18 protein-coding genes are annotated in these 21,587 nt (G+C 37.7%); 10 read left to right on the top strand and 8 right to left on the bottom strand.

Annotated elements, in window-relative coordinates; genetic code table 11:
* The first annotated feature begins 17 nt into the window (after positions 1-17).
* From mazG to FVB32_RS10960, 5 genes are all read left to right on the top strand, one after another.
* A complete protein-coding gene (gene mazG, locus FVB32_RS10940) occupies positions 18-791 on the top strand; it encodes a nucleoside triphosphate pyrophosphohydrolase (RefSeq protein WP_147743836.1) in 774 nt (257 codons plus the stop codon).
* Positions 792-886: 95 nt separating this feature from the next.
* Positions 887-2,254, top strand: coding sequence for an MATE family efflux transporter (locus tag FVB32_RS10945; protein ID WP_147743837.1), 1,368 nt, complete (start codon positions 887-889; stop codon positions 2,252-2,254).
* Positions 2,255-2,289: 35 nt separating this feature from the next.
* Positions 2,290-2,517: a hypothetical protein gene (locus FVB32_RS10950; protein ID WP_147743838.1), complete on the top strand. Its 228-nt coding sequence runs from the start codon at positions 2,290-2,292 to the stop codon at positions 2,515-2,517.
* Positions 2,518-2,519: 2 nt separating this feature from the next.
* Positions 2,520-3,089, top strand: coding sequence for a phosphatase PAP2 family protein (locus FVB32_RS10955; RefSeq protein WP_147743839.1), 570 nt, complete (start codon positions 2,520-2,522; stop codon positions 3,087-3,089).
* Positions 3,086-4,744, top strand: coding sequence for an ArnT family glycosyltransferase (locus tag FVB32_RS10960; RefSeq protein WP_147743840.1), 1,659 nt, complete (start codon positions 3,086-3,088; stop codon positions 4,742-4,744). The genes FVB32_RS10955 and FVB32_RS10960 overlap by 4 nt, the downstream gene beginning before the upstream one ends.
* Here FVB32_RS10960 and FVB32_RS10965 read toward each other — a convergent pair.
* Genes FVB32_RS10965 through meaB form a run of 3 tightly spaced genes read right to left on the bottom strand, consistent with a single transcriptional unit; the run spans position 4,741 to position 7,637 of the window.
* On the bottom strand, positions 4,741-5,613 hold the full coding sequence (locus tag FVB32_RS10965; RefSeq protein WP_147743841.1) for a lysylphosphatidylglycerol synthase transmembrane domain-containing protein: 873 nt from the start codon (positions 5,611-5,613) through the stop codon (positions 4,741-4,743). The two genes, FVB32_RS10960 and FVB32_RS10965, sit on opposite strands and share 4 nt — an antisense overlap.
* Positions 5,594-6,556, bottom strand: coding sequence for a glycosyltransferase family 2 protein (locus tag FVB32_RS10970; protein ID WP_147743842.1), 963 nt, complete (start codon positions 6,554-6,556; stop codon positions 5,594-5,596). The genes FVB32_RS10965 and FVB32_RS10970 overlap by 20 nt, the downstream gene beginning before the upstream one ends.
* Positions 6,557-6,590: 34 nt before the next feature.
* Positions 6,591-7,637, bottom strand: coding sequence for a methylmalonyl Co-A mutase-associated GTPase MeaB (gene meaB / locus FVB32_RS10975; protein WP_147743843.1), 1,047 nt, complete (start codon positions 7,635-7,637; stop codon positions 6,591-6,593).
* Between the two features lie 209 nt (positions 7,638-7,846).
* Here meaB and FVB32_RS10980 point away from each other — a divergent pair, with 209 nt between their 5' ends.
* From FVB32_RS10980 to FVB32_RS10990, 3 genes are read left to right on the top strand one after another with little or no spacing between them, the layout of a single operon-like run.
* Positions 7,847-8,389: an RNA polymerase sigma factor gene (locus FVB32_RS10980; protein WP_147743844.1), complete on the top strand. Its 543-nt coding sequence runs from the start codon at positions 7,847-7,849 to the stop codon at positions 8,387-8,389.
* Entirely contained in the window at positions 8,373-8,972 is a 600-nt protein-coding gene (locus FVB32_RS10985; protein ID WP_147743845.1) for a hypothetical protein, read from the top strand. Before FVB32_RS10980 ends, FVB32_RS10985 begins: the two co-directional genes overlap by 17 nt.
* Entirely contained in the window at positions 8,944-10,377 is a 1,434-nt protein-coding gene (locus FVB32_RS10990; protein ID WP_147743846.1) for a hypothetical protein, read from the top strand. Before FVB32_RS10985 ends, FVB32_RS10990 begins: the two co-directional genes overlap by 29 nt.
* An 82-nt stretch (positions 10,378-10,459) precedes the next feature.
* Here FVB32_RS10990 and msrA read toward each other — a convergent pair whose 3' ends face one another.
* A complete protein-coding gene (gene msrA / locus FVB32_RS10995) occupies positions 10,460-11,143 on the bottom strand; it encodes a peptide-methionine (S)-S-oxide reductase MsrA (protein WP_147743847.1) in 684 nt (227 codons plus the stop codon).
* An 86-nt stretch (positions 11,144-11,229) separates the two neighbouring features.
* Here msrA and FVB32_RS11000 point away from each other — a divergent pair, with 86 nt between their 5' ends.
* Positions 11,230-11,907, top strand: a complete 678-nt coding sequence (locus FVB32_RS11000; RefSeq protein WP_147743848.1) for a peptidoglycan DD-metalloendopeptidase family protein — start codon at positions 11,230-11,232, stop codon at positions 11,905-11,907.
* A gap of 182 nt (positions 11,908-12,089) precedes the next feature.
* Positions 12,090-12,323, top strand: a complete 234-nt coding sequence (locus FVB32_RS11005; protein ID WP_147743849.1) for a hypothetical protein — start codon at positions 12,090-12,092, stop codon at positions 12,321-12,323.
* A 256-nt stretch (positions 12,324-12,579) separates the two neighbouring features.
* Here FVB32_RS11005 and FVB32_RS11010 read toward each other — a convergent pair whose 3' ends face one another.
* The 4 genes from FVB32_RS11010 to secA form a co-directional block, all read right to left on the bottom strand.
* Entirely contained in the window at positions 12,580-14,157 is a 1,578-nt protein-coding gene (locus FVB32_RS11010) for an amidohydrolase family protein (RefSeq protein ID WP_147743850.1), read from the bottom strand.
* An 8-nt stretch (positions 14,158-14,165) separates the two neighbouring features.
* Positions 14,166-16,679: a M14 family zinc carboxypeptidase gene (locus FVB32_RS11015; protein WP_147743851.1), complete on the bottom strand. Its 2,514-nt coding sequence runs from the start codon at positions 16,677-16,679 to the stop codon at positions 14,166-14,168.
* Between the two features lie 43 nt (positions 16,680-16,722).
* On the bottom strand, positions 16,723-17,940 hold the full coding sequence (locus tag FVB32_RS11020) for a sensor histidine kinase (protein WP_147743852.1): 1,218 nt from the start codon (positions 17,938-17,940) through the stop codon (positions 16,723-16,725).
* 163 nt (positions 17,941-18,103) lie between these two features.
* Positions 18,104-21,466 carry a preprotein translocase subunit SecA gene (secA, locus tag FVB32_RS11025; protein ID WP_147743853.1) on the bottom strand — a complete coding sequence of 1,121 codons (3,363 nt, stop codon included), beginning with the start codon at positions 21,464-21,466 and terminating at the stop codon, positions 18,104-18,106.
* Positions 21,467-21,587: the final 121 nt, after the last annotated feature.

The following is a 21,587-nucleotide window of genomic DNA, read 5'->3' on the forward strand; positions in this document are numbered from 1 at the left end:
TAGATAAAATTTTATAGATGAATGCAAGACCTGAGCAGCTAAAGGCATTTGACCGGCTGCTGAATATAATGGATGAACTTCGCGCAGAATGCCCGTGGGACAAAAAGCAGACATTGCAGTCCCTTCGTCACTTAACCATCGAAGAAACTTACGAACTGGGTGATGCTATTTTGGAAAATGACTTGGATGAGGTAAAAAAAGAGCTAGGAGATTTATTACTACATATTGTGTTTTATGCCAAAATTGGTTCAGAAACCAAGGATTTTGATATTGCCGATGTGGCCAACGGAATTTGCGAAAAACTGATTAATAGGCATCCACATATTTATGGGGATGTAAAGGTCGAAAATGAGGAAGAGGTAAAACAAAATTGGGAGAACATAAAACTTAAAGAAGGCAAAAAGAGTGTGTTGGAAGGAGTCCCCAACAGTTTACCTGCATTGGTGAAAGCTAATAGGGTTCAAGAAAAGGTAGCCGGAGTTGGTTTTGATTGGGAACACCCCGAACAGGTATTTGAAAAAGTGAAGGAAGAACTTTCTGAGTTTCAGATAGAAGTTGAACAAGGAAATAAAGACCGGGTGGAATCAGAATTTGGAGACGTGCTTTTTTCTATGGTCAATTACGCACGTTTTCTGAATATAAACCCCGAAAATGCCTTGGAACGAACCAACAAAAAGTTTATTAAAAGGTTTCAATACTTGGAAAGTAAGGCAAAAGCATCCGGGAAATCATTAAAAGATATGACCTTGGTAGAAATGGATATTTTTTGGGAAGAAGCTAAAAATCTATGATGATTTTTTGTTTGCCAGTTATCAAAAAACTAACCATTGAATAGTCTAAATATCTAACCAATCCAGTTATCTTTACGCTCTTTTAAATTTTCACTTTGCTACAGAATTATACCAAAGAATTCCGCTACAACTTAAAATTGGCTTATCCTGTGATTCTGGGCATGTTAGGTCATACGTTTGTGGCCTTCGCCGATAATATTATGGTTGGGCAACTAGGTACTGCGGAGTTGGCAGCTGTTTCACTAGGTAACAGTTTTGTATTTATAGCAATGTCTTTAGGAATAGGGTTTTCCACGGCGATAACCCCATTGGTTGCGGAAGCGGATGGCGCAGGGAACAAGACAGATGGTAAAAGTGCACTAAAACATGGTTTGGTGCTATGTACGGTATTGGGACTCTCTCTCTTTGGAATCATATTACTTTGCAAGCCTTTTCTATATTCCATGAAACAACCGCCAGAAGTGGTTGAGCTAGCCATTCCGTATTTGGAACTGGTCGCTTTTTCTTTGGTGCCTCTTATCATTTTTCAGGCTTTTAAGCAGTTTTCCGAGGGACTTTCACAGACAAAATACCCCATGTATGCCACCATTTTAGCAAATGTGGTGAATATCACCATTAACTACTTGTTGATTTTTGGTTCTTTCGGATTTCCAAAACTGGGAATAGTAGGTGCGGCGATTGGCACACTGGCTTCAAGGTTTATCATGGTAGGTTATATTTGGTTCCTGTTAAAGAGAAAAGAAAAATTTCAGCCTTATGTTACTGGATTCAATTTTAAGGTTATAGAAAGAAAAGTTATCAATAAAATTATCAGTTTAGGCTTTCCATCTGCGCTTCAAATGTTTTTTGAGGTAGCCATATTCACCGCTGCTATTTGGTTGAGTGGGGTATTGGGCAAAAATGCACAAGCAGCCAATCAGATTGCTTTAAACTTGAGCAGCATGACCTTTATGGTAGGTATGGGCTTAAGTGTGGCAGCCATGGTGAGGGTTGGGAATCAGAAAGGCCTACAGAATTTTAAAGAACTCCGAAGAATTGCCGAATCCATATTTTTTCTAACCTTATTGTTAGAGGTCGTTTTCGCCATACTTTTTCTAGTGGGCAGAAACTGGTTGCCTACCATTTATTTGGATGTGGATGATGTAATGAATCAAGCGGATAATTCAGAAGTGATTATAGTTGCAGCCAAGCTATTGTTGGTAGCGGCATTTTTTCAGATTTCAGACGGAATACAAGTGGTTGTATTGGGAGCGCTTCGGGGACTGCAAGATGTAAAGATTCCAACCCTAATAACGTTTATTGCTTATTGGTTGATTGGTTTTCCTGTTTCCTATTACTTTGGATTGTTTACCGAGTTTAAAAGTACAGGCATTTGGATGGGCTTGTTATTGGGGCTAACGGCTTCGGCGGTAATGTTGTATATTCGATTTCACTATTTAACCAAAAAGTTGATTCATAAATAATCAGATTTTGCTAAGCAAAATCCCAAGTGTAAAAAATGGAGTTACCCAAGTTTCTTTTAGGTGATAATACAGATCATCCAAATTCAATTTTCATTGTTCATACAGAATACCCGCGTTTTATTATCAATCTTGAAAATGACGAAGTGGAATGGTTAGAAGAATTTTCTAAAGAAGACGAAAAGGAATTGGCAGCGGAAGCAGAAAGCTTGATTGAGGCTGCCACCGCTTTTTATGACCGTGAGGTATCCAGATATGAGAAGTAAAGATGCTTGAGGAATTAATACAACTGGATAAGGAAGTTTTTTTGTTTCTCAATGGATTGGGAACAGATACCTGGGATGGTTTTTGGATGTTTATGACCAAGACCAGAAATTCATTTCCCTTATATGCTTTATTGTTATACCTATCATTCAAAAATTTTGGTTTGAAGCGAACAGCTATAATTTTGGTGAGCATAGCCCTGTTGATAACCTGCACGGATCAACTATCCAATTTTTTCAAATATGGTATTGGGCGCCTAAGACCATGCCATGACCCAGAAGTAAGTGGAATAATGCGTTTAGTAAAAAGTTATTGCGGTGGAAAGTTTGGCTATTTTTCTGCCCATGCGGCTAATTCATTTGCTCCTGCCACTTTTTTCTCCATTTTATTCTTTAAAAAGGTCAGGCATATTGGGGACTTTCTCATTTTGTGGGCTTTTATTGTGGCCTATAGTAGAATATATATTGGGGTACATTTTCCATTGGATGTCCTTACCGGAATTATAATTGGTGCTCTTTTTGGATGGCTATTTGCCAAGTTAGCTATATTTGCATTCCAAAAATTGGGGACATGATTTCACAAACCAGGTATTGGTTTTTACTTACCCTCGTTGTTCTGGTATATATAGCTGGGATGTTCGTGACCCTTTTCGAAAATGATTCCGCCCAATTTGCTGTTATGGCAATGCGGATGGTGCAAGAAAATGACTTCTTTACACTTATTAAGGGAACCGAGGAATATCTGGATAAACCACATATGCATTATTGGTTAGCAGCGCTATCCTTTAAAATTTTCGGAATTCACGACTGGGCGTATAGAATCCCTGCCATTTTAGCCACTTTACTTGGGGCTTATAGCTGTTATGGTTTAGGAAAACTCTTGTACAATAAAGATATTGGTAAGTTTTCTGCACTAATTTTTATGACAGCGCAGACCATAGTGCTGTCAACTATTGATGTGCGCACAGATGCAGTTTTAACCGGATTTACCATTTTCACTATTTGGCAGCTGGCACTCTATATAGAAAGAAACACCATTCAAAATATCATGTTAGGTGGTCTAGGAGCGGGGATAGCCTTTTCTACTAAAGGACAGATTGCTTTGGCAGTTATTGGTGTCTCAATCCTTTGCCATTTGGCATACACTCGAAAATGGAATCGTTTGTTCAATTGGAGGGTTTTGGTAGCTTTGGTCATTTTTGGAATGAGCATCGCCCCTATGCTCTATGCGTATTATCTTCAATTTGATTTACATCCCGAAAAAATTATAAGAGGACAAAGTAATAGAAGTGGAATATTTTTCATTTTCTGGGAGCAGAGCTTTGAACGACTCAGCGGAGAAGGAGTAGGGAAGAACAGCAACGATTTCTTTTTCTTTTTTCATACATTCCTTTGGGTTTTTCTTCCGTGGACGGTACTGGCTTTAATAGCATATTGGAGAAGGGCAAAAGCCTTTTGGAAAATGCGGTTTGAATATAGGCCTCAGTTCGAATTTCTCACCTTTGGTGGAATTACGATTTTATTTTTTTTAATAAGCTTCGCCCAGTTTAAGCTTCCCCATTATATTAATATTCTAATTCCATTATACTCCATTCTTTCAGCTTCCTATTTGCATAGTTTGTACAAACACTCCAAAGGCGCTATTATAAAAGGACTTTTGGGAGTGCAATACTTCATTCTTAGTTTGGTATTTATATTTACTCTTTTGGTATGTTTCCATGTGTTTAAGTTTGAAAAAATACATTGCTACTTTATACTATTAGCGTTGTTAGGGGTAATTACCTATTTCTGTTTAAAAAGGGAGGCGTATTATATCCGAATCATCACTTTATCTGTGTACAGTTCTTTGTTATTGAATGGGGTAATGAATACACATTTTTATCCGTCATTGTTAAAATATCAAGCTGGGTCGACCATGTCCGAAAAAATTGCTGAACAAAAGATTCCAGTGGATAATGTATTTAAGATTTCTAAGCGATTTACATGGGCGTTGGATTTTTATAATAAAAAGCCAGTGGCCATTGTTCCCGTAGCTGAGTTAATGGATAAAAAAGATGTCTGGATTTATGCCAATGATACTGAATTGGAAGAACTTTCAAAATCTGGAATTCATTGGCATGATCAAATAACAGTAGACCAGTTTAGGATTACGAGGTTGCAAATCAAGTTTTTAAATCCCCTCACACGTCAGAAAAAGCTAAACAAAATGCACTTGGTGCGTTTGGACTAATCTATTACTTCCAATTTTGGTTTTTTAAAATGGTATAGTATCCCAAAAAGGGATATCAATGCAGTGATTAAAAAGAAAATAAAGCTGATACTAATTGATGTGCTTGCATCTAACCCCAACCATTTAGCACCATACAGAAAAGTTACTTCTCTGCTTCCTATACCTCCAATAGTTAAAGGAATAACAGAAACTATCGAAGAGATTAAAAAGACAAATAAATACTCAATGGTACTCCCATTTATGGATAGTGCTTCTAAAATACAAAGGATGCAAATGAGTTGGGTAAGCTGCACCAATGTTGAATACCCAAAGGATTTCCAAAAAATGGGTAAGGTATAGGAAAAAAACCTTTTATTAAGAAACCAAAAAACAGTTATACTTAACGGAATGCCCAGTCCAATTAGCCAGTAAAAGCGTTCAAAAAAAGGAGTGTTGATAGAAAGTGCCAAAATACTGGCGTAAATGAAAATCAAGAGCATACCGCTTAAACGATCTAGGAGCAAAACAGAAACTACTTTTTTAGTGCCCGATTTGTACTTTTTTTGAATAACGTAGCCTTTATATGCATCGCCACCAATTCCACCCGGTAAAAAGAGATTGTAGAACATCCCAAGCAGGTATAATTTTAAGTTACTGATTTGGGAAATTCTAACATCAATTTGATGAAAATAGAGGTTTAGTCTAAAAGCTGCCAATACTTTTGAAAGAACCACAAGTAGAACTCCTAAAAAAAGGTAGAACGGATTGCTTTGCCTTACGGTTTGTGCAACATCTTCAAGGTCTATTTTGGTGAAAATGAAGTAGATTAAAGCTGCACTTACAACAATTTTTAGTGCGGTAATTAACTTTTTACGCAGCTTTTCCGTCACCTATTGTAATTTTTTTGACACGATACGGCCTTTTTTGTTGTGATTCATAATAAGTACGAATCAATAATTCCATAACAATACCAATGGTGAACAACTGAATTCCCCCTAAAATGAACATCATTCCAAAAATCAAGAGGGGTCTACTGCCAATATCCTCGCCAAAACCAAGTTTTACAATTAAGAGATAAATATTGATAAAGAACCCGAGTATAATTAACAAGACACCAAAAATTCCGAAAAGGTGGATGGGTCTTTGAAAATACTTTCGGATAAAAAGTAGTAACATCATATCTGCAACCACTTTAAAAACGCGTTCCAATCCGTACTTGGAGACTCCTGCATGACGGGCATGATGCTTTACAGGTACTTGCTTTATTTGTGCACCTTCTAAATGGGCCAGCAGTGTTATAAACCGGTGCATTTCGCCATATAGGTTCAGCCCTTTGGCGATGTTTTTTGTAAATACTTTTAATGCACAGCCATTATCTTTAATGTCTAATTTAGTCACCCTTCGCACCAAGAAATTTGCAATTTTGGAAGGTATTTTCTTCACAAGGGAATCTTTTCTTTTTTGGCGTATACCCGTAATTACATCATACTCATCATCAATAGCATATTCGAGCATTTGAGGAATGTCGGATGGATCGTTCTGTAAATCTCCATCCATGGTAATGATATATTCTCCCTCCGCGTAGTCAATTCCAGCAGCAAGCGCCAAACTTTGACCATAATTCTTTTTCAATTCAATAAGATGCACTTTTGAATCGTCCATTTCCTTTACAACGATCCTAGTTTTGTCCGTTGAGAAATCGTCTATATAAACAATTTGATAGTTGTATCCTTCTAAATTTTCATGAATTTTTTGCGTCAATAAGACCACATTGTCTTCTTCATTGTATAAAGGAACCACTATGGATAGGAGAGAGTTGGTGACGATGCTCATGAATTGGCTTATAATCTGCGCAAATTTACTTCTTTTATTTAAGTTCTTTGGTCACCCGTTCCAGAAGAGTCTTTGCTGCATAAAAAGGCGATATTTTGTTTTCAGCAATGGCTTTCAGCATTTCATCTTGAATTGTTTTGAAGAATTTCTGTTTATGGAAGTATTGTTTTAGGTGTTCATCCACAGTTTGCAAAAACCAATTTTTGCTTTGTTTTTTTCTATTTCCTTCAAAATAACCGTTGTCTCTATTTTGTGAGATACACTCTTGAATCATATCCCATATTTCTACTATACCTGTGTTTTCAATAGCTGAGCAGCTCATTACTTTAGGAACCCATCCATTTTCTTTAGGGGGATAGAGATGTAAAGCTCTAGAAAATTCCACTTTGGCCAATTCCGCCCTTTCTAAATTCTTTCCATCCGCTTTATTTATGGCAATGGCATCTGCCATTTCCATAATTCCTCTTTTTATGCCTTGCAGCTCATCCCCAGCACCTGATAGTTTTAATAGTAAAAAGAAATCTACCATACTGTGTACCATAATTTCGCTTTGGCCGACACCAACAGTTTCCACAAGAATCACATCGTATCCAGCCGCTTCGCACAGAATAATGCTTTCTCTGGTTTTTTGCGCTACTCCTCCTAAAGACTCGCGAGAAGGGGAAGGTCTTATAAAAGCCTTAGGGTCTTTGGCTAGCATTTCCATGCGGGTTTTATCGCCCAAAATACTACCCTTGCTTAAAGAACTGCTTGGGTCTACCGCCAAAACGGCTACTTTTTTATCAAGTGCAGTTAGTGTTTTACCCAAAACTTCAATAAACGTACTTTTGCCAACCCCAGGGACTCCAGTAATCCCAATTCGAATACTACTGTTTGGTTTGGAAAGACACTTTTCAACAACCGCATTGGCTTTTTCAAAATGTTCAGCTTTAGTACTTTCCAAGAGGGTAATGGCTTTTGCCAATATGGTTTTATCTCCTTTGAAAATACCATCAACCAAAGCTTCCGAAGAGATTTGTTTCTTTCGAATTTGCTTTATTCTAGAAATTGTGTTGGTTGGTTTATCTTTTTTGTTTGCCAAGAGTAAATATCATAGTATTCCTTACGAAGGTATAAAGTTTTCGTATGGTTTCCGATAGCTGGTTTAGAACTACGGCTTTGAACGCCATTTGATGGATGAATTAGTATAGTTTTGTTAAAAATCACCCAAAACAGATCTATTTTGCAACGCCGCTTTTTTTTTAGCGTCCTTAAAGCAAACAGCCAAAATATCAAACACTACAACTAACCATGTTTCAAATTGAACTGGTAGAACAATGCAAGAAGAATGATCGTAAGGCACAATTAAAGCTTTATAGGCAATATTGTGACGGTATGTATGCGGTATGCATGCGGTTTTTGAAAAACCCAGATGACGCTGAGGATGTATTGCAGGAATCATTTATCAAGGCATTTCAGCGTATAGATCAGTTTAAGGGAGAAGTAACTTTTGGAGCTTGGTTAAAGAGGATTGTGGTGAATAGAAGTATCGATTTTTTAAAATCTAAACACCAAATGACGGTGGAATTAAAAGAAGGCTATTTACATGTAACGGATGATGATGATTGGACTATAGAAGATGACATTTCAATAGAAAAGGTAAAGGCGGCTATTGAAGGTTTGCCTAAAAAATATAAGTATGTAGTGCAATTATTTCTAGTAGAAGGATATGATCATAACGAAATAGCTCAAATATTGGAAATTTCAGAAACCGCGTCGAGGACCAGACTATTAAGAGGAAAAGCAAGATTAAAAGAAACACTTAAAGATATCGCTTATGGCACAGGATCTTAAAGAACTGTTCGCAAAAGAAAGAAAGAAGACCCATTCGCTAAAAAAAGGGCATGAGAGTCGTTTTTTGAACAGGTTGGATGGGGAATTCCCAAAAGAATTGAACAAAAAGGAAAATAAAACCTTTTTCTGGTTAGGAATTGCAGCATCTGTTTTAGTGATGTTCGGTTTGGGGTTGTACTTTTTTTCTAATCCGTCTAAAAATGACACGAACAGAAATAATCAGGTTGTTGATACGGATTCCACAGGGGCACGCACTCAAAATTTCTCGTTAGGAGATCTTTCACCAGATTTAAAAAAAATAGAGAGTTACTACGTAACCAATATTAATCTAGAGCTTTCCGGAATTGAATTCACCGGGGATAACAAGGCTATTGTAGATGGTTATATGGAAACGCTCGCTGACCTTGATAAGGAGTACAATAAATTAAATGTGGAATTAAATAAAATTGGCCCCAACGATCAAACCATAAGTGCCTTGATTAAGAACTTACAGCTAAGGCTTCAATTATTACAGAAGTTAAAAACAAAGTTGAATCAATTAAAATCATCAAAAAATGAACAAGAATCATCAAATATTATTTAACGTATTTCTCTTTTTGTTTGCAGGAGCAGTCTGTCATGGACAAGAAAAGTCAAAAACCTACAAAGAGTCCTTCAATGTCAGCGATGAGACAGTTTTAAATATAAATACTAGTCATGCAGACATTGAGTTTGAAACTTGGAACAAGAATGAGGTGGAAGTTACCGCTGTGGTGGAACTAGAAGGAGCCACCGAGGAAGAAGCCGAGTCTTATTTCGAAAATGAGGTTATTAAAATTGTAGGAAATAGTAAAAAGATTGAAGTAAGCACTTCAAGCTCAAACTTTGGACATGCATTGGATTTCAATTTTGTAGTCCCAGAGGTTCCTATGGTAGCGCCACTTTTTGAAAGCATTCGAATTCCCGAATTGCCAGAGGTGTTTGTGATTCCGGATTTGCCTCCAATGCCTCCAATGCCTTTTAACAATTTTGATTATGATGCCTATAAAAAGGATGGTGACAAGTATTTAAAAAAGTGGAAGAAAGATTTTGATAAGAATTTTGATCAGGAGTACCAAGATCGCTTTGAAGAATGGAGCGAGGAAATAGAGCAAATGGCAGAGGAGCGCGAAGAAGAAATTCAAAGACGCAATGAAGAAAGACAGGAACTCATTGAAGAGCGTAATAATTTAAGAGAAGAGGCGCGCGCCGTACGTGACAAGGCAAGAGCTAAGCGCGATCAGCTTAGGTCCGAAAGGGATGAATTAAGGCATGCACAAAGGTCCAATAGGGTATTTAGTATCCAGAGTGGGGACGACAGCAATATATTTTATTTTTCTACGGATGGAGAAGACAAAAAATATAAGGTTAAAAAGCACATTAAAATAAAAATGCCAAAATCTGTCAAACTTAAGATGAATGTGAGACATGGAGAGGTTAAATTGGCCGCCAATACCAGAAACATTAATGCAAGCTTGTCTTATGCAAGCTTGCTTGCTTCTACCATAGATGGTGATGGCACAGATATTAGAGCCTCATATTCACCGGTATCGGTGCAAAAGTGGAATTACGGACAGTTAAAAACCGATTATTCGGACGATGTAAATTTAATAGAAGTAGGGGAGTTAAAATTGAATGCTGTTTCTTCCAATATTACTATTGATAAATTGGTGAACAAAGCTTTTGTAACCAACAACCTTGGGACGCTACAAATAAATGCTGTAGCTGATGGCTTTTCAACCTTAGATATTACTGTTGAGAATGGCGAAGTCGACTGTAAAATGCCTACAGTGCCATTTTCAATTTATGTGAATGAAATTGCGTCAGACTTTAAGTACCCCAAAATTCTGGCAATTGGTGCTTCCAAAAACTATAATAACAATGTGTACAAAGGGTATCACATAAATAATAAGGGGAATAAATCCATTAACATCAGCTCAAAGTTCAGCGAAGTGGTATTGAATGAGTAATGGATACCCTAACTCCATTGTCCCAAAGACCATGCTTTATTCCTTCATCCACCTACATCTCTTTTTCTCCGAATTAATAGGCTCAGTGAGCTTCTTCCTTTAAATAAGATTTAAAATTTTCCTTAAAACGATTCAACCTGGGAACGGAAACATTTCTTATGTAAGAATTGTTAGGGTTTCTCTTTTCAAAATCTTGATGGTATTCTTCCGCTTTGTAAAAGGTGTCAAACTCCTTCACTTCTGTTACTATAGGAAGGTCATATACATTTTTAGATTCTAAAAGCAATACATAGTCGGTGATAACCTTTTTTTGAGCATCGTTTTCATAAAAGGCAATAGAGCGATATTGAGCCCCTCTGTCCGGACCTTGTCTGTTTAAAGAAGTTGGATCATGCGAACCAAAAAATACCTGCACCAGTTGGGTAAAGGAAATTAGTTCGGGGTCGTAATATACTTCAACAGCTTCCGCATGTCTGGTACGCCCGTAGGCCACTTGTTCGTATGTAGGGTTCACTTCCGTGCCACCAGCATAACCGGAATAGACCTCTTTTACCCCTTTTACACTTTCAAAAACGGCTTCCACGCACCAAAAACAGCCACTGGCAAAATACGCTGTTTCATATTTCTGAAGTTCTTCAGGATTAATCTGCACATGTTCAACCAATTCTTTTTCAACTAATACAGATTTAGTAGGAGTATTTTTGGGCTGACAACTAGCAGATGTAAGTAAAATAAGTGCTAAAAATGGAAATCTTGCTATCTTCATCTTGGTTTTTGTGTTTAGTAGCATCAATATAAGAAGTATTACTTGTGTTGCTGTTAAAAATTGTTAACCCAAATATATTCTCCTAAATGCCTTTGGAAAATTTACTTCAGGACTATAGTAAAGAACCTATTGCTATACTTGATAATACTATTCCTTTATCTAAGTATTGTCTTCTAGATTTATCAATTAAGAATGTCCATCTAGATAATATTGATATTACAAATCCTGATACCTGTCAAACCTATATTAATGAGGTCTTGGCGTTGAACAATGCCGAAGTAGCGTTTGGCGGTTACTTGGAGCATCGGTCCCTTTATACCAAATCTGAACGCTTTGTAAAAAGCGGAGCCCGCAACATTCATTTAGGAATGGATTTTTGGAGCAAGGCAGGTACAAAAGTGATAGTTCCTATTGAGGGCAAGGTGTACAGTGTTAAGAATAATAAGGATATAGGAAACTATGGACCGACCATAATTTTAGAGCACCAAATTGCGGATACTACCTTTTATACGTTGTATGGTCATTTATCTTTAGAGTCTATAGTGGAACTGCAAATAGGAACCCATTTTAAAAAAGGGGAGTTGTTAGGTACTTTGGGCACCCCAGATATTAATGTAAACTACGCTCCACATTTACATTTTCAGATTATTTGGGATATTCAGGGGTGTAGAGGTGATTATCCTGGGGTATGTGCCAAAGAAAATCTGCCTTTTTATAAAAAAAACTGTCCAAATCCCAATCTTTTACTACATCTCGATTTTTAAAACATCGATGAAATGCACATGGAATCGATAGGCTGTTTTTAACCCTAAAAACGTTTGTCGAGGATAAAATACACTTCAGCCGAAAAAGGTTCCCACACCGAAAAAATAAGGAAGTTAAGCGAGTTAAATCCAGGCCAGATGGCATGCGAGGGTACATTTACATTGTAATAATAACCCAAGTCATGAAAGCAATTTTAACCATCATCGCAATAATCTTCTTCGGAACTTTAGCTACGGCACAAGACTTTTCTAAGGAAGTTAAAGTTGAAACTACTACTGTTGGTGTTGAATTGAATATTGAAATTCAGGAAACACAAAAAGAAACTGAAGTTGCTAGATTGTATATGTTTAAAAACTCTAGAGTTAAAAAAGCACTTTCTTTTAGAACAAAAAGAAACAAATCTAAATTAGCTTAATCATGATTATGGGTGTTGCAATTCCACTTACGCTATTTTTTAGCACAGCTTTCGTTATTGCATCGATAGCTTTTTCGCTTAGGAAAAAAAGAGATTCCAGCGACTCATCTAAGATGAAGTAATGCCTTCATTCCTCATTTCAACCCTAAAAAACGCTTAATCGGATAAAATTGTAACAGACCGATAAAATACTACGGAGAATATTAAGAAGTATATTTTTGCCTCATTAAACCCCAAAACCAATAAGATATGTACACTATTTTAATCCCGGTTGCTTTATTCTGTAGTTTAATTTTTGTTTCTGTTGCTGTACTGTTTTCTTTACGTCTTTCAAAAGCGCCTTCGCGTCGTAAATAATACCATCTTTAATGGTGTATTGCACACCACCAACACGCACAACCTCATTTTCTTCTGTTAGTTTAACGGCACCAGTGCCATACAATACTTTTAGATTTTTTAGTGGATTTTCAGATAACACTACAAAATCTGCCAGTTTTCCAACTTCAACAGTCCCGATTTGGTTGGCCATGCCTAAGGCTTCTGCCCCGTTTAGGGTAGCAGACCTTATAATTTCCAATGGATGAAAACCAGCTTCGCGGAGCAATTCCATTTCACGGATGTAGGCAAAGCCGTATAATTGAAAAATAAAACCAGAATCCGAGCCAGTAGTTACCCTGCCGCCTCTATTTTTATATTCGTTTACAAAGGTCATCCATAGTTTATAATTTTCACGCCAAGCCACTTCCTGCTCTGTACCCCAATCATGCCAATACGAACCGTGAGAAATTTTACTTGGCTGATAAAAATCCCAAAGGGATGGTAAGGTATACTCCTCATGCCATTCTGCCCTTCTAGCGCGGTGCAAATCTCTGCTTGCTTCATAAATGTTAAAAGTGGGATCTAGAGTAAAATCCAAATCAATTAGCTCATCCATCACCTTGTTCCAATGTTCTGAATAAGGTTTAGCTGCTTGTTGCCAAAGTTTCCCTGCTTCCTCAAATCGATGCTGTTCGTTTTGGTAATTATAATCCAAAGGGTAGTCTTGTACCGTTCTATCCTCAAATAGTGCCTCTGGAAGACCATACCAATGCTCCATACTGGTTAAACCTGCTCTTGCAGAATGCAACACATTCCAGCGTGCAACATCCAGTTGTGCATGGTGACAAGCGGAACGAAGTCCCAGTTTTTTGTTTTCATCCAGGGCAGCAGCCATAATTTCTGGTGATGCGCCAAAAAATTTGATACCGTCCGCACCTCTTTCAGCATTCGCGCGAACCCATTTTCTTGCTTGGGCAGGTGTGCTTATGGGAGCATCGTTTAAAGGATTAAAGTCTTTGTTTTTTTGACCGAAACCGGTGTATGCAAATATTCTTGGAGCAATAATCTCATTTTTCTCGCTTTTTCGCTTTAAATCCAACGTCCAATCCACTCCACGTCCGCTAGGTTCGCGAACAGAAGTTATACCATGGGCCATCCAAAGTTTAAAAACATAATCAGAGTCTGCACCCTGGGCAACACCACCAATGTGGCCATGCATATCCACAAAACCAGGCAAAAGATACATGCCATTGCAATCCAGTTCTTTTCCACCGGGTTTGAGCACTGGTCTTTTGGATTCGTTAATTTTGACTCCAGGATAGCCAACAACTTGTATGTTCACAATCTTATTGTTTTCAACAACAATATCAATTGGACCTCTTGGCGGGGCTCCATTACCATTGATTAAGGTAACTCCACGTATTATAAGTTGGGAAAAAGGGCCTTCACTCATTTTTTCTTGACCATAACCCATCAGGATTTGGAAAAGAAATAGAAAAGAAAATAATTTTTTCATAAGATATGTTATTCTGGAATTCTGATTTTATTGCCTAAAAACAATGCATTTAAAAATAGTCGGTTGGTTCCATACCAAGATCCCCTAAAATTAGGATTATCTGCAAAGAGAACTACTCTTCCACCACCCATTTTACTCACTAGCAAAGAGGCTGATGGTTTCAGGTTTTCTTCCATATTTTTCTTGGTAATGAATCCGTCTATATGTGGGTTTTTAGCATATTTGCCCACCGTGGCATATTCATTTTTACTAGGTGCCAGCCAAACGGAATTGTTCTTATATACGGGAATGGATGTATCTGTATACCCAAATGCTAAGGGATGTGTAATATCCAAATCAACCTTAAAAATGGCGCCACCAACACTTTCTTTACCCAGATTTTCATTGGCATTTACATAGGGTTTTCGGACCACCGTTTTTGTAGAATCTTTTTCTTTTTCGGTCAATTTTTCCTCTACTAGCTTTTTATCAACCGCCCATTTTGAAGCACTTCCGATAGTAATCAGGGTATTTCCCTTACTTACCCAAGCTTTTATCTTTTCTTGTTGTTTTTCAGAAAAATCATAGCTGCCGGAAACCATCACCAAGGTATTGTATTTATCCAAATTGATTCTTCCAAAATTTCGCATAGGAATCTTGGTTATGGGCATGTGTACTCTAGTGTCCAATAGGTGCCAAACCTCTCCTGCTTCATAGGAACGCACTCCATCACCCACTAACATAGCTGCTTTCGGTTTTGTTATGGGAGAAATCCATCTACTTCCTAAATCGATGCCCTGAAGACTGTAGCCCGAGTTTGCGGCATAAACAGGAACTTGAAATTCTTTTTGTGCGTCTCGAATCAATGCATACACCTCATCTGAATCTTTCTTCTGAAGACTAACTGGAATAACCAAAGCGCCATAGTTGAATTTTTGATCTCCCGAGTTAGTTCTTATGGTAAACGGTTTGAAAGAGGAAGAAACCACCAATCCATTTGATTGGAGCTGGTTAAGCATAGCTATAGCATTGTAATCATTGTAATCAATGATATAGGCGTAGTTGGTTTTTTGAACGCCTTTTGGACTTGCTAGGTTATCCAGCGAGGTTAACTTTTCGCCTTGATTTACTGAAGTAACTGCCTTATACTTCATATTGTAAAAGTTGGCAACCGACCATGCAGAGGCATCATAATACACACTATCCCTGTATTTTCCATAGGTTTCAAACATGGTCTGCACCATTCTGTACTGTGGTTGTCGTGTGGGTACCACAAAACTGTTTCCAGAGCGGTATACATCAATTTTATGGAGCAAAAGCTTATCAATAAAAGCCTTTACACGGTTTGGGTCGTGATTATCTTTAAAGGAATACCCTCGTATTTTACTTTTTGTAGCATTGGTCAAAGCACTTTTGAAGAAATCTTGCTGATATTTTCTCAATAAAGCTTTATTCTCAACAGCCGCTTTAATAGTGGTGATACTCGAAGTATATTGGTTTCTTATGGTGAAAGGAAAAGTGATTTCCCCAAAATCCGTGGTTTGTTTATGTCCTCTGGAGCTTGCTTGTTCAAATAGTAGTCCGAGACCACCCTGTAAGTCAGGGTAGGAGGAACCATACCCAGGATAGGTACCGTCAAATACTTCTTTACTAAAGTAAAAGGAGCCGATACTGTCCAGAGCTTTGGAAAAATAATCCCCAAAGAGATTGTTTAAGTCTTCATAGTTTTCTTTCGGCATAATTGGATTAAGGGACCCATTGTCTTTCATCGGTTCAAAAAAGTATGAGCTTTGAGAACCCATTTCATGAAAATCTGTTACCACATTGGGGTACCATTCATGGTACCAGCCCAACTTACCGCGACTCTCAGGGTTTATGCCTAATAACCAATCTCTGTTTAAATCAAACCAATAGTGATTGGTCCTGCCTCTTGGCCAGTATTCATTATGCTCCGCATCCTGTGGGTCTGCTACCATAGGATTCCCTTGGTACATATTGGCCCATTGTGTATGTCTATCCCTTCCATCAGGATTTATAGTGGGGTCGATAAAAATGACTCCTTTATTTAAATAGTTAAGGATTTCTGGACTATTGGAAGCTGTTAAGGTGTAAGCCGTCAACAGTGCAGCTTCTGAACTGGAAGGCTCATTTCCATGTACATTGTATCCTAAATTGATAAAAATGGGCACCTCATCATAGTTGGATGGACTTTTGGATGGATCAGTAAATTGTAAATGTTGCGTTTTAAGTTGATCTAGATTTCCAAGGTTTTCAGGTGAGGTAATGGTTAGAATAACCAGTTTTCTACCCTCATGTGTTTTTCCATATTCATGGATGCTGGCTCTGTCGGATACTTCAGCAAGTCTGGTAAGGTAATTAACGATAAGGTCATGCCTTGTATGCCTTTCACCAATGCCATAGCCCAAAAATTCTTCTGGAGATGGGACATTGGAATTAAAAGGATGAAATTTTTTAAAGAAATAATCTTGTGCAGAAAGGGAAGTGCTTAAAAAGAATACCCCAAGGAGTAATTTTTTCAACATACTTTATTGGATTGAGTTAATCCTCTAAAGATAGGAAAAGGTTTTAATCAACTGAGTTGAATTCTTCTATAATTTCCTCGAATTCTAGACGATAATACGTACCCTTTTTTTCTGAATCTTTAGTAATCGTTCCCCGTAATTGACGTGCAAGGTTATAGATGAGTTTTAATCCAAGGGAATTGGAGGTTTTAGGATTTATATCTTCGGAATATCCTATACCATTATCTCCTAAATACATTTCGTAGCGGTTGTCCGTTAATTTGCGAAGGCTAACCGAAATTTCTCCTTCTTGATCTTCAGTAATACCATATTTTAAAGCATTGGTAATGGTCTCGTTAATAATCAACCCTAAAGGAATTACCGTATCTATACTTAGCTTGTTCTCATGGATATCAAGCTTTACCTTTATATTGTTAGAGTTGCCTTTAACCGAGCGAACTAAATATTCGCACAACTCTTTTACATAAGGTTTAAGCTCAATTTTGGATAAATAATCATCTCTTTTATAGAGCATTTCATGCACCATTGCCATGGAAACCACCCTATTTTGACTGCTCTTGATAATATTGCTGATGTTTTCATCCGCAATGGTTCTAGATTGTAGACTCAACAAGCTGGAAACAGTTTGAAGATTATTCTTGACCCTATGGTGAACCTCTTTTAAAAGTGTTTCTTTTTCCTCTATCCGTTCTTGTATTTCATTTCTTGACCTATACAGTTTATGATGCGCTTTCAATAAGTTTTTCCCAAAAACTCCTCCTAACAAATACACCGCGAAAGTCACACTCAAAAAGGCAAACCAGATTCTGGAATCTGAAGGCACGGTGTTTTCTGAAATTTTAAAATCCCCTAAATCATATAAAAAGATAATGGCTACTACCGCTAAGTTGATAATCAAATAAATCTGGCCATAAACTTTGGTGGTTACATATCCTGCAAACACCACTATGGCCAAAACAAAAATGAAAGGACTTTGGATGCCTCCACTAAACAAGGTAATCATGATTGCACCAATCATGGCCAATAGGGATGTGACATTATAGGTAATGGTCAAATTTTGATGCCGCTTAAACAAAAAAGTATTGATAACGTTAAACGCAGCAAATCCGAAAAAGACATAAGGAATTACCTCTTTTATATCTAAAAATAAAAGACAGATTAGGCCAAAAATGACCGCAAAAAAAGAAGAACTGTAGTTAACCTTGAGCACCAGCTGAATTTTGTCATGTAAACGATATTTGTCCTTATTAGGGATTTTCATATGCTGTGCTGGTTGCCTCTTTTACTTTAAATAAATGCTAAAATAAAGTGATAAAAGTAACGTATTATGGGGTGTTTACGCTATAAATCTAGTTATGTTTTTTGTATAATCAAAGGCGACAGCCATAAATGACTGTCGCCTAATAATTTTAATTTTTTTGGGATTAGTTTTCAACCAGTACCCATTCCCCTTTATCAATAAGCGGTTCCGCTTGTTTATATTTAACGGTTTTGCTTTCGCCAGACATAACATTTTTAATGGTAACCCGGTCGTTCCTGCCAATTTTCGGTTTTTCGCGAACAATGGTTTCGGTAACTTCTGGTCTTCTTCCTTGTGTTTGACCAGCGGCTCTGTTTTGGGCAGCTAATTCATCACTATTTGGAATTTCTTCTTTAGAAGTCCGCAAATTTTCCTTGGGCCTACGAACGTTTCTTGCTTCCTGAACCTGATTCGTATTTTCTGTAGGCAATTCCCCTTTGAACAAAAAAGAAATCACTTCTTTGTTCACCTTATCAATCATTTCTTTAAAAAGCTCAAAGGCTTCAAACTTATAGATTAAAAGAGGGTCTTTTTGCTCATGAACTGCTAACTGAACAGATTGTTTTAATTCGTCCATTTTACGCAGATGTGTTTTCCAAGAATCATCTATAATGGCCAGTGAAATGTTTTTCTCAAAATCGGTAATCAGTTGCTTTCCATTGCTGGTATAAGCACCTTCAAGATTGGTAACTACATTCAAGGATTTAATACCATCTGTAAAAGGAACAACAATACGCTCAAACTTATTGGATTGGTCTTCGTATACTTTTTTGATGACTTGAAAAGCTACCGTAGCGCTTCGCTCCATTTTTTGCTGATAGAAATCATATGCCGCTTTATAAACCGTATTGGCAATATCTTGGAAACTCAATCTTTTAAATTCGTCTTCGGTTACCGGAGAGGTGATCGAAAAGTATTTTATGAGTTCAAACTCAAAGTTTTTATAATCGTCCGCGACCTTATTGGTTTCTGCAATGACTTCACAGGTATCGTAAATCATATTAGCGATATCCACTTTTAAACGTTCTCCTTGCAGTGCGTGTTTTCTTCGTTTATAAACTACTTCCCGCTGGGCATTCATCACATCATCATATTCCAATAATCGTTTACGAATACCAAAGTTGTTTTCCTCTACCTTTTTCTGTGCCCGCTCAATGGATTTTGTCATCATGGAATGCTGGATTACCTCGCCATCTTCTAAGCCCATGCGGTCCATCATTTTAGCCACCCGGTCGGAGCCAAACAAACGCATTAGATTATCTTCCAAAGAAACATAGAACTGTGAGCTTCCTGGGTCTCCCTGACGTCCTGATCTACCTCTTAACTGTCTATCCACACGTCTAGAATCATGGCGTTCTGTACCCACAATGGCCAATCCGCCAGCCTCTTTTACCTGTGTACTTAGTTTAATATCTGTTCCACGACCCGCCATGTTGGTGGCAATCGTTACGATTCCTGCATTACCTGCTTCGGCAACGATATCTGCTTCTTTTTTATGCAGTTTTGCATTAAGAACGTTATGTGGAATTTTTCTTACGCTGAGTAATTTTGAAAGTAATTCTGATATTTCAACTGAAGTTGTACCAATTAAAACAGGTCTTCCAGCTTTTGAAAGGTCTGTCACCTCTTCAATAATGGCATTGTATTTTTCCCGTTTGGTCTTGTAGATCAAATCATGTCTATCATCACGAGCTATAGGTCTGTTTGTTGGAATTTCCATGACATCCAACTTATAGATTTCCCAGAACTCCCCAGCTTCGGTAACCGCTGTACCCGTCATACCAGCCAGCTTGTTATACATTCTAAAGTAATTCTGAAGCGTAATCGTGGCAAAGGTTTGAGTCATAGCCTCAATCTTTACATTTTCCTTGGCTTCTATGGCTTGGTGCAGTCCATCAGAATAACGTCTTCCATCCATAATACGACCCGTCTGCTCATCCACAATCATTACTTTGTTATCCATGACGACATACTCCACATCTTTTTCAAAAAGCGTGTACGCCTTAAGCAATTGACTCATGGTATGGATACGTTCACTCTTAACAGCGAATTCTTTAAAAAGTACTTCTTTGAGTTCGGCCTCTTTTTCTATCTCCAGATTTTGATTCTCAATTTTTGCAATTTCGCCACCTATATCTGGCATCACAAAAAAGTCTTTATCCTGGTCTCCGGAAATATAATCGACTCCTTTGTCCGTTAATTCAATTTGATTGTTCTTTTCATCAATGGTAAATAGAAGTTCCGCATCAACCTTAGGCATCTCTCTATTATTGTCTTGCATATAGAAGTTTTCCGTCTTCTGTAGCAACTGCTTTACACCTTCTTCACTTAAAAATTTGATTAGAGCTTTGTTTTTTGGTAAACCTCTATGAACTCTTAACAGTTGAAAGCCTCCTTCTTTGGTATCTCCTTCGGCAATCAGTTTTTTGGCTTCTGCCAACACACCAGTTAAATACTGTCGTTGTTTTTGAACAATATCACCTACTTTGGGTTTAAGCTCATTGAATTCATGACGGTCACCTTCAGGAACGGGTCCAGAGATGATCAATGGCGTACGAGCATCATCAATCAACACTGAATCTACCTCATCCACAATGGAATAATGATGAGGCTTTTGCACCAAATCGCCCGGAGTATGGGCCATGTTATCCCTTAAATAATCAAAACCGAATTCATTATTGGTACCATAGGTAATGTCTGCGTTATAGGCCGCTCTTCTGCCATCAGAATTGGGTTGGTGTTTGTCTATACAATCCACTGAAAGGCCGTGGAATTCAAAGATAGGTGCCATCCAAGCGCTATCCCTTTTGGCCAAATAATCGTTCACGGTAACCAAATGTGCTCCTTTTCCAGATAGTGCATTTAAATAAAGTGGAAGTGTGGCTACTAATGTTTTTCCTTCACCTGTGTGCATCTCCGCAATTTTTCCTTGATGAAGTGCGATACCTCCTATAAGCTGCACATCATAATGGATCATATCCCAAGTCACTTCCTTTCCAGCTGCGTCCCAAGAATTTTTCCAAACAGCATTATCTCGTTCAAGGGAAACATAATCTTTGGAGCCTGAAAGTGATCGGTCAAATTCTGAGGCTGTTACTGTAATGGTTTCATTGGTAGTAAAACGCTTGGCAGTTTCCTTTACCACAGCAAATGCTTCCGGAAGAATGGTGTCTAATGTTTTTTCTGAAATTTTATAAGCTTCTTCATTGAGCTTATCAATTTCCATGTAGATATCTTCATTTCGGTCAATGTCCGTGGAGTTCTGTACCTCCTTTTTTAAAGCCGCTATCTTATCATTTATCTCCTTACAATCTTCTTGTATTTGGGATTTGAAGGAAACTGTTTTTTGTCTTAGTTCATCGTGGGTCAATCCTTCAAGCTGCTGTTCAAAGGATTTTACCTCTTTTACCAAAGGCTGTAATGATTTTACGTCTTTTTCTGATTTATCTCCAACGAAAACCTTTAGTACGGAATTAATAAAGCTCATGAATAATTTTTCTTTTGGATTGCAAAAGCTGTTCCATTGTCCAGAGTAGGGTAGAAAGCTCTTACTAGGCTGTCAAAATTACATAAAAAAAAGCCTCAAATGAGACTTTTTAATTGTGTTT

The sequence above is a fragment of the Flagellimonas hymeniacidonis genome, assembly GCF_008040165.1.
Classification (GTDB): Bacteria; Bacteroidota; Bacteroidia; order Flavobacteriales; family Flavobacteriaceae; genus Flagellimonas; species Flagellimonas hymeniacidonis.

What these genes read in the sequence shown, in the direction of transcription:
- FVB32_RS10985 (WP_147743845.1), top strand. Translation starts at nt 8,373, where the DNA reads ATGGCACAGGATCTTAAAGAACTGTTCGCAAAAGAAAGAAAGAAGACC.
- FVB32_RS10950 (WP_147743838.1), top strand. Translation starts at nt 2,290, where the DNA reads ATGGAGTTACCCAAGTTTCTTTTAGGTGATAATACAGATCATCCAAAT.
- mazG (WP_147743836.1), top strand. Translation starts at nt 18, where the DNA reads ATGAATGCAAGACCTGAGCAGCTAAAGGCATTTGACCGGCTGCTGAAT.
- FVB32_RS11010 (WP_147743850.1), bottom strand. Translation starts at nt 14,157, where the DNA reads ATGAAAAAATTATTTTCTTTTCTATTTCTTTTCCAAATCCTGATGGGT.
- FVB32_RS11005 (WP_147743849.1), top strand. Translation starts at nt 12,090, where the DNA reads ATGAAAGCAATTTTAACCATCATCGCAATAATCTTCTTCGGAACTTTA.
- FVB32_RS10955 (WP_147743839.1), top strand. Translation starts at nt 2,520, where the DNA reads ATGCTTGAGGAATTAATACAACTGGATAAGGAAGTTTTTTTGTTTCTC.
- FVB32_RS10990 (WP_147743846.1), top strand. Translation starts at nt 8,944, where the DNA reads ATGAACAAGAATCATCAAATATTATTTAACGTATTTCTCTTTTTGTTT.
- FVB32_RS11020 (WP_147743852.1), bottom strand. Translation starts at nt 17,940, where the DNA reads ATGAAAATCCCTAATAAGGACAAATATCGTTTACATGACAAAATTCAG.
- FVB32_RS10980 (WP_147743844.1), top strand. Translation starts at nt 7,847, where the DNA reads ATGTTTCAAATTGAACTGGTAGAACAATGCAAGAAGAATGATCGTAAG.
- FVB32_RS10970 (WP_147743842.1), bottom strand. Translation starts at nt 6,556, where the DNA reads ATGAGCATCGTCACCAACTCTCTCCTATCCATAGTGGTTCCTTTATAC.
- msrA (WP_147743847.1), bottom strand. Translation starts at nt 11,143, where the DNA reads ATGAAGATAGCAAGATTTCCATTTTTAGCACTTATTTTACTTACATCT.
- secA (WP_147743853.1), bottom strand. Translation starts at nt 21,466, where the DNA reads ATGAGCTTTATTAATTCCGTACTAAAGGTTTTCGTTGGAGATAAATCA.
- FVB32_RS10960 (WP_147743840.1), top strand. Translation starts at nt 3,086, where the DNA reads ATGATTTCACAAACCAGGTATTGGTTTTTACTTACCCTCGTTGTTCTG.
- FVB32_RS11015 (WP_147743851.1), bottom strand. Translation starts at nt 16,679, where the DNA reads ATGTTGAAAAAATTACTCCTTGGGGTATTCTTTTTAAGCACTTCCCTT.
- FVB32_RS11000 (WP_147743848.1), top strand. Translation starts at nt 11,230, where the DNA reads ATGCCTTTGGAAAATTTACTTCAGGACTATAGTAAAGAACCTATTGCT.